The sequence below is a fragment of the Microbacterium paulum genome, assembly GCF_015707995.1.
Taxonomy (GTDB): Bacteria; Actinomycetota; Actinomycetes; order Actinomycetales; family Microbacteriaceae; genus Microbacterium; species Microbacterium paulum.
This window is the reverse complement of the sequence record NZ_JAAGRY010000097.1, coordinates 1-7,246: the sequence shown is the minus strand read 5'-3', so window position 1 is coordinate 7,246 and position 7,246 is coordinate 1. Positions and strand designations below refer to the sequence as shown.

Below are 7,246 nucleotides of genomic sequence, written 5' to 3'. Positions count from 1 at the left end.
CGGCCTCGTCGGCGGCGGTGACCGCCGCGGCGGCGCGGAAGCGCTCTGCGACGGCGGCGCCGGTCGTGCCCGGGTGGGCGCGCAGCCACTCGCCGTTGTTCCGCCACGCCTCAGCGCCCTGCACCGTGCGGAAGGGCACGAGGTAGTCGTCGAGGTCGCCGATCGACACCTCGTCGACGGGCAGCTCGGATGCCTCGACGAACGCCTCGAAGGCGGCGCGGGTCGCGGGCGCGACGGCGGCGAGCGCCTCGACGGGCACGCGGAACCGCCAAGGGAGGTCGTCGCCCGAGGCGCCGAGCACCGACTCGGTCGAGCCCGACCCGTCGTAGCTGAGGCACCAGTCGGCGACCGCCTGCAGCGTGTCGCCGTCGCGCGTGAGCCAGCCCACGGTGTCGAACGACTGCGCGAGGGGAAGAAGACCCTGGCGCGGCACGAGACCGTGCGTCGTGCGCAGACCCCAGAGGCCCTGATACGACGCGGGCACGCGCACCGAGCCGGCCGTGTCGGTCGCGAGGGCGACGTCGGCCTGCCCGAGCGCGACCGCCGAGGCCGGACCGCTCGACGAGCCGCCCGGCAGCGCCCCCGGTACGGCCCCGTTGGGCGGCGTGCCGTAGTGCACGTTGTCGCCCGCGATCGAATAGGCGAACTCGTCGGTGCGGGCGATGCCCCGCAGCGACGCGCCACCGCGGAGCAGATCGCCGACGGCGGGCGCGCTCGTGGTCTCGGCGCGCGCGGATTGGAGGTAGGCGGGGTTTCCCGCGCCGATCCGGTAGCCCTTGATGGCGAACAGGTCTTTGACGGCGACCGTGAGCCCTTCCAGCGGTCCCTCCCAGGCCCCCTGGTAAAGCGGATCGCCGACGGTGCGCCACACGGCGCGGTCGAACGCGGGGGCGCGCGAGGTCACGTGCGCGGCGGTGATGAGCCACCGGCCGTCGATGCGCTGCCAGAGCTGGGTCTGCAGTCCGGTGCCGCCCGCTACGTACCGCGAGACCGAGACGAGCAGGGCCGCATCGCCTCCGAGCGGCCGGTATTCGATGCTCTCGATCGTGCGGGGCGCGACCCCGCCGCGCAGGCCCCGGAACCCGCTGATGGCGTCGTGGCCGACGAGCAGGCCCGCCGCGTCGCCGCGGAGGGTTCCGGCGCCGGTGGCGAAGGCCGCGTCGAGCGCGTCGAGGTCGTTGGCCATGATCGCCCGCTCGTAGGCGTCGAAGGCAGCGCGCAGGTCATCCGGCAGGTCTTCCGGCATCGCGCTCACGAGCGGGTCTCCTCGCCCGCGCCCGTGCCCGCGGCGGCCGGGCTCACGACGCTCCGCCGGTCTCGGCCGTGCGCACGGCGGCGAAGTCCGATTCGCGAATGCGGGCGTGCACCCCGCACACGATGTCGACGACCTGCGAGATGTCGAAGTCGGTCGCGGCCGAGAGATAGGCGTAGGCGAGGTGCTCGTCCATGCCGTAGCGCGCCTGCAGCAGGTCGAGGGCGGCGCGCACGGCCTTGCGCATCGCCTCGTTCAGATCGGGGTCGAGGCCCGTCGGCACGAGGTAGTCGGGGGTGCGGACGAGGGGTCCGGTCACCTCGCCGAAGGCGGCGAGCGCCTCGGCCCGCGGCACGACGTCGAAGCGCAGGGTGGCGCGCAGCGACGCTTCGAGGGCCGTCAGCGCGACCTCGCCGTCGCCCTGCGCGAAGTGCGGGTCGCCGACGTAGGCGAGGGCGCCGGGCACCTGCACGGGCAGGTAGAGCACCGTGCCCTCGACGAGCAGGTTGATGTCGATGTTGCCGCCGTGCGCTCCCGGCGGGACGGAGTGCGGGCGCTCGTCGCCCGCGACGGCGACGCCCATCGTGCCGAGGAAGGGCGCGAGCGGAAAGCGCACGACGCGATCGCCACCCTCGACGAGCGGCAGGGCGCCGGCGCCGTCTTCGACGGGGGTGAAGACGCTGACGTTCTCGGGCCCGCGAGGAAGTGTGCCGACGAGGGCGCCCTTGCCGTGCCGGTTCGAGATGACGCCGTACGGCACGCGGGGGCGAAGGTCGACCACCGTGATCTTCAGCAGGTCGCCCGGCTCGGCGCCCGCCACCCGCACGGGCCCCGTGACGACGTGCGGCCCGTCGGCGACGGCGTCGCGCGCGACGGTCGCCGCGACCTCGATCGCGTCGTTGAGCACCTGATCGGCGGGCACGCCGTGCCCCGTGAAGTAGGCGAGGGGGTCTTGGCCCTGGTCGGGCAGGATGCCTTCGTGGCTGATCGTGTCGAAGGTCACGGTGGCTCCCGGTGCGACCTCGAGCACGGGCGCATCGGCCGCGCAGGGCAGCCGCCCCCACAGCACGTTCCCGGGCGTCGCGGCCACGTAGTGGTCGCCCGTGATCTCGCCGACACCCGGCTGCAGAATCGTCATGCCATCCCCCTCGTCAGAAGCCGTCCACCCGGAGGGCGCCGGAACCACGGCTCCTCGCCCGCGCCGCCTTCGCTTGCATCGAACACGCTGTTGCCGTGCAGCCAGGTGCGCCGGATCTTGCCCGTCAGCACCTTGCCGTCGTACGCCGAGATGGGGTTGCGGTGCTGCAGGGCGCGCGCGTCGATCCGGAGCGGGTCGTCGAGGCCGAACACCGTGAGGTGCGCGGGAGCGCCGACCTCGATACGGCCGGCCTTCTCGAGCCCCGCGACCCGGGCGGGTCCCGTCGTGAACAGGGGCAGGAGCGTCGCGAGGGGGATGCCTCGCCGGCGCGCCTCGGTCCACACCGCCGACAGTCCCACCTGCAGACCCGAGATGCCGCCCCATGCGAGCCCGAAATCGCCCGACCCGGCGCGTTTGCGCTCGACGGTCGACGGCGAGTGGTCGCTGACGATCGCGTCGATCGTGCCGTCGACGACGCCCTCCCACAGGAGATCTCGGTTGCCGACTTCGCGGATCGGCGGGCAGCATTTGAACTCGCTCGCCCCGTCGGGGATCTCCTCCGCCGTGATCGTCAGGTAATGCGGACAGGTCTCGACCGTCAGGTCGACGCCCTCGGCCTTCGCGGCACGGATCGCGGGCAGGGCCCCCGCATCGCTCAGGTGCAAGATGTGCGCGCGCCCGCCCGTGCCGCGCGCGGCGGCGATCACCGCGTCGATCGCGGCCTCTTCGCTCGCCGGCGGGCGGGATGCCAGGAAGGCGGCGTACCCGCGACCGAGCGCACCGCCGTCGCCGAGGAGGTCGGGATCTTCGGCGTGCACGATGAGGCGCGAGCCGATGCGGGCGATCTCGTCCATCGCGGCGCCCAGCTGCGCGCGGTCGAGGTGTCCGAACTCGTCGACGCCGCTCGGGGCGAGAAAGCTCTTGAAGCCGAAGACGCCGGCGTCGTGGACGGGGCCGAGCCCGCCGAGGTTCTCGGGCACCGCTCCACCCCAGAAGCCGATGTCGACGTGGGCCGATGCGGCGGCGGCGTCGCGCTTGATCTGCAGGGCGGCGACGGTGGTGGTGGGCGGGATCGAGTTCAGCGGCATGTCGACGATCGTCGTCACTCCGCCCGCGGCGGCGGCGAGGGTCGCGGAGCGGAAGCCCTCCCACTCGGTGCGGCCCGGCTCGTTGACGTGCACGTGCGAGTCGACCAGACCCGGCAGCAGCACCGCGTCGTCGGCGATCTGCACGGCGCCGCGCGGGGGTCCGACGGGCTCGGAGATCTCGCTGATCACGCCGTCGGTCACGCGCACCTGCACGGGATGGAAGGCCCCGTCGATCCACGCGCGCTCCGCCCGGATCACCGCACTGTCTGTCACCGCGCCGCCTCTCGTCACGAACTCTTGGAGGCTAGCTGCCGAGCGTTTCGCTCGTGTTTCCGCCCGGGTGGGGCGGCGTATTCGCCGCGCTGACTCGTGCGCAGGCCCATGCGCACCATGCCCGCCGCGAGGCCGACGGCGGCGGCGACGCCGTCGACGACGGGCACACCGACCCGCGCGGTGAGCACGTCGCAGAGGTCTGCCATGCCGGCGCAGCCGAGCACGATGGCATCCACCCCCTCGCCGCGCGGCGGGTTGACCGCCGCCGCGCATTCCCGGCCGATCAGGGCGACGCACGCCTCAGTCGTCTCTTCGAGCTCGAGCACGGGGATCTCGACCGCGGCATACGATCCGCAGGCGTTCTCCATGCCGTAGCGGGCGACGAGGTCGCGCGCGCGGCCGAGCGTGCGCGCGAGGGTCGTGACGATACCGAAGCGTCGGCCCGCGACGGCGGCGACGTGCATCGCCGCCTCGGCGATACCGACCACCGGCACGTCGACGAGCACCCGTGCGGCGTCGAGCCCCGGGTCTCCGAAGCAGGCGATCACGTACGCGTCGCTGCCCCCCGCGGCGAGGTCGGCCTCGATGAGGTCGAGCACGGCGGCCGCCGCCCGCACCTCGTCGACATGCGTCTCGACCGCGGCGGGGCCGTGGCCGGGAGCGGGACACACGGCCTCGATCTCGACGCCGGGCCCCGCCACCTCCCGGGCGGCGTCCGCGATCTTCGCGGTCATCGCCCGGGAGGTGTTGGGGTTCAGCAGCAGAATCCTCACGGAGCGGGCGTCGCCTTCTGCGTGGCGGGGGCCTCGGCGTCGGCGACGACCGGCACCTCGACCGAGATCGCCGGCGGCTCGGATGCCGCGGTGTATGCCGCGCCGTGGATCGAGCCGTCCGAGATGCCGACGACCTCGCCGGAGAAGTCCGGCACCTGCGGGTCGCGACGCTCGAAGAACACGAACGACGCGTAGCCGAGGCCGCATCCGATGAACCAGCTGTAGTCGCTGATCCACGCGATGTTGAACAGGCCCATGTCGGCGAACAGCTTCGGGAAGACACCGAAGAACACGGCGGGGATGCCGGCCACCAGCAGCGCCTTCATGGCGTTCGGGTTGAAGCCGTCCTTGTACCAGTACGGCCCGTGGACATCCATCGTGAACATCGCGTCGGTCTTGATGCGCTGGTGCGCGACGACGTAGTAGCCGGCGATGAGGATGCCGAAGAGCGGACCGATCAGGGCGCCGAGCAGACCCAGCGTGTAGTGGATCGCAGCGTCGTTGGCGTACCAGTTCCACGGTGTCAGGAACACCGACCCGACCGCCGCGATCATGCCGCCCGCACGCCACGAGATCTTCTTCGGGGCGACGTTGGAGAAGTCGAAGGCGGGCGAGATGAAGTTCGCGACGATGTTGATACCGACGGTCGCCGTGACGAAGGTCAGTCCGCCGAGGAGGATCGCGAACCATCCGTCAATCGCCTCGACCGTCTTGATGGGGTCGGTGATGAGCTCACCGAACACCGGCACGGTCGCCGACGCGGTGATGACGGTCAGCAGCGAGAAGAAGAGGAAGTTGATCGGGAGGCCCCAGAAGTTGCCCCGCTTGACCGCCTCGAAGCTCTTTCCGTAGCGGGCGAAGTCGCCGAAGTTCAGCATCGGTCCCGAGAAGTAGGCGACGACCAGCGCCACGGCGCCGCACATGACGGGAATCGACGACCAGAAGTCGAGCTCCTTCGTCGACAGGCTGAACGAGATGTTCTGGATGCCCGCCTGCGAGACGAGGTAGATCGCGAGGGCGATCATCACGAGGTAGACCGCGGGCCCCGCGAAGTCGATGAAGCGACGGATCACCTCCATGCCGTTCCAGAACAACAGGAACTGCGCGACCCAGAGGATGCCGTACGAGATCCAGCCGAGCGCCGACAGCCCCAGGAACGACACGTCGAGCAGCGCTGCAGAGCCCGGCACGAACTTGAGGAACACGATGTTGAGCGATTCGGCCGCGAGGAAGGTCTGCACGCCGTACCAGGCGATCGCGATGAGGCCGCGGATGATCGCGGGGATGTTCGCGCCGCGGATTCCGAAGATCGCGCGGTTGACCACGGGGTAGGGGACGCCGGTCTTCTGACTGGGTTTGGCGACGAGGTTCGCGAAGTACTGCACGATGACGATGCCGACCACGAGAGCGATCAGCACCTGCCAGCTCTGCAGGCCGAGGGCGAACAGCGACCCGGCGGTGACGTAGCCACCCACCGAGTGCACGTCGCTCATCCAGAACGCGAAGATGTTGTACGAGCTCCAGTTCTGCTTGCGGAGCGGGGCGAGGTCCTCGTTGGCGAGGCGCTCGTCGTAGTGCGGCTTCATGTTGCCCGAGCCGACGGGCATGCCGGCGGCCTCGACGATGTCGTAGGCGCCGGTTTGAGGCGGGGTGTGAGAGGTCATGGTGCCTTCCAGGTGTGTCCGATGGGTGACGGAGTGGAGCGGACCGCGACATGGAGTCCGAGGCCTGGTGGTGCGTTGATGTGAAGTTATAACTTCACCGGATCGGCGCGGTTTCGACACTGTTACCTGCGTGTGAAGTCGGGGCTTCATATGTGACGAACAAACGTCGCGCGGCAGCGACCCGCGCGCCCCGCCGTCACCGCCCGATACGATCTGGGCATGACCCGCGCCACCGCCATCGACCCGCCGGAGCGCGATGCGGAGCGCGGCATCGTCGACGTCAGCGACAGCGTGGACGGCCGCGTCGGCGACCTCGCCGACGACCTCGCCAACGATCTCGGCGCGCGCCTGCGTGCGCTGCGCACGGCGCGGGGGATCTCGGCGCGCGATCTGGCGAAGCGGCTCGGCATCTCGCCGAGCGCCGTCTCGCAGATCGAGCGCGGCGTGATGCGGCCGAGCATCTCCCGCCTCATCGCCATCACCGACGAACTCGAGGTGCCACTGACCTCGGTGTTCGACGCGGCGGCAGAACCCGAGGTGGAGGCGCCGCTGAGCTTCGGGCTGCGCCGCGCCGACCATGACAACCCCCTCACCCTCGACAGCGGCGTCTCGTTCCGCCGGGTCTCCCCCATTCCGACGCCGGGCGTCGACTACTTCGAATCCACCTATCCGCCCGGAACCGCCGCGCACGGCGGTTCCGACCTGTTCCGGCACGAGGGCTACGAGGTGGGCACGGTGATCTCGGGAGAGCTCACGATCGACTTCGACGACGAACGCGTGATACTACGCGCGGGCGACGCGATCAGCTACCCCTGCTCCCGTCCGCACCGCCTGCACAACGACTCGTCCGAACCGGTCGTGGCGCGCTGGCTCATCGTCCACGGAGCCCACTGAGCATGACCGCCCCCCTGCCGATCGCCGACTTCGACGCCCTCGACCCGTCGTCGGCGCGAGCGCTCGTCGCCGTGTGGGCGGCGGTGCCCGCCTGGGTCGAGGCCGTCGTCGCGGCCCGCCCGTACGGCACGCGCGTCGCGCTCGCCGCGCACGCCGACGCGCTC

Annotated in this window: 6 protein-coding genes; 1 reads left to right on the top strand and 5 read right to left on the bottom strand. The window is 71.2% G+C overall.

Annotated features, from left to right (window positions below; translation table 11 throughout):
- From G3N18_RS15225 to G3N18_RS15205, 5 genes are all read right to left on the bottom strand, one after another.
- On the bottom strand, nucleotides 1-1,246 hold a 1,246-nt coding region (locus G3N18_RS15225; RefSeq protein ID WP_196385105.1), incomplete at its 3' end, for an AtzH-like domain-containing protein.
- A 52-nt stretch (nucleotides 1,247-1,298) separates the two neighbouring features.
- Nucleotides 1,299-2,390 carry an acetamidase/formamidase family protein gene (locus G3N18_RS15220; RefSeq protein WP_196385103.1) on the bottom strand — a complete coding sequence of 364 codons (1,092 nt, stop codon included), beginning with the start codon at nucleotides 2,388-2,390 and terminating at the stop codon, nucleotides 1,299-1,301.
- The gene (gene allB / locus G3N18_RS15215) at nucleotides 2,387-3,751 is read right to left on the bottom strand and encodes an allantoinase AllB (RefSeq protein ID WP_196385102.1); all 1,365 of its coding nucleotides are present in this window, start codon (nucleotides 3,749-3,751) and stop codon (nucleotides 2,387-2,389) included. The genes G3N18_RS15220 and allB overlap by 4 nt, the downstream gene beginning before the upstream one ends.
- A gap of 14 nt (nucleotides 3,752-3,765) precedes the next feature.
- Nucleotides 3,766-4,524: an aspartate/glutamate racemase family protein gene (locus tag G3N18_RS15210; RefSeq protein ID WP_338038664.1), complete on the bottom strand. Its 759-nt coding sequence runs from the start codon at nucleotides 4,522-4,524 to the stop codon at nucleotides 3,766-3,768.
- Nucleotides 4,521-6,188, bottom strand: coding sequence for an NCS1 family nucleobase:cation symporter-1 (locus tag G3N18_RS15205; protein ID WP_196385101.1), 1,668 nt, complete (start codon nucleotides 6,186-6,188; stop codon nucleotides 4,521-4,523). The genes G3N18_RS15210 and G3N18_RS15205 overlap by 4 nt, the downstream gene beginning before the upstream one ends.
- Before the next feature lie 219 nt (nucleotides 6,189-6,407).
- Here G3N18_RS15205 and G3N18_RS15200 point away from each other — a divergent pair, with 219 nt between their 5' ends.
- A complete protein-coding gene (locus G3N18_RS15200; protein ID WP_196385100.1) occupies nucleotides 6,408-7,082 on the top strand; it encodes a helix-turn-helix domain-containing protein in 675 nt (224 codons plus the stop codon).
- Nucleotides 7,083-7,246 lie beyond the last annotated feature (164 nt).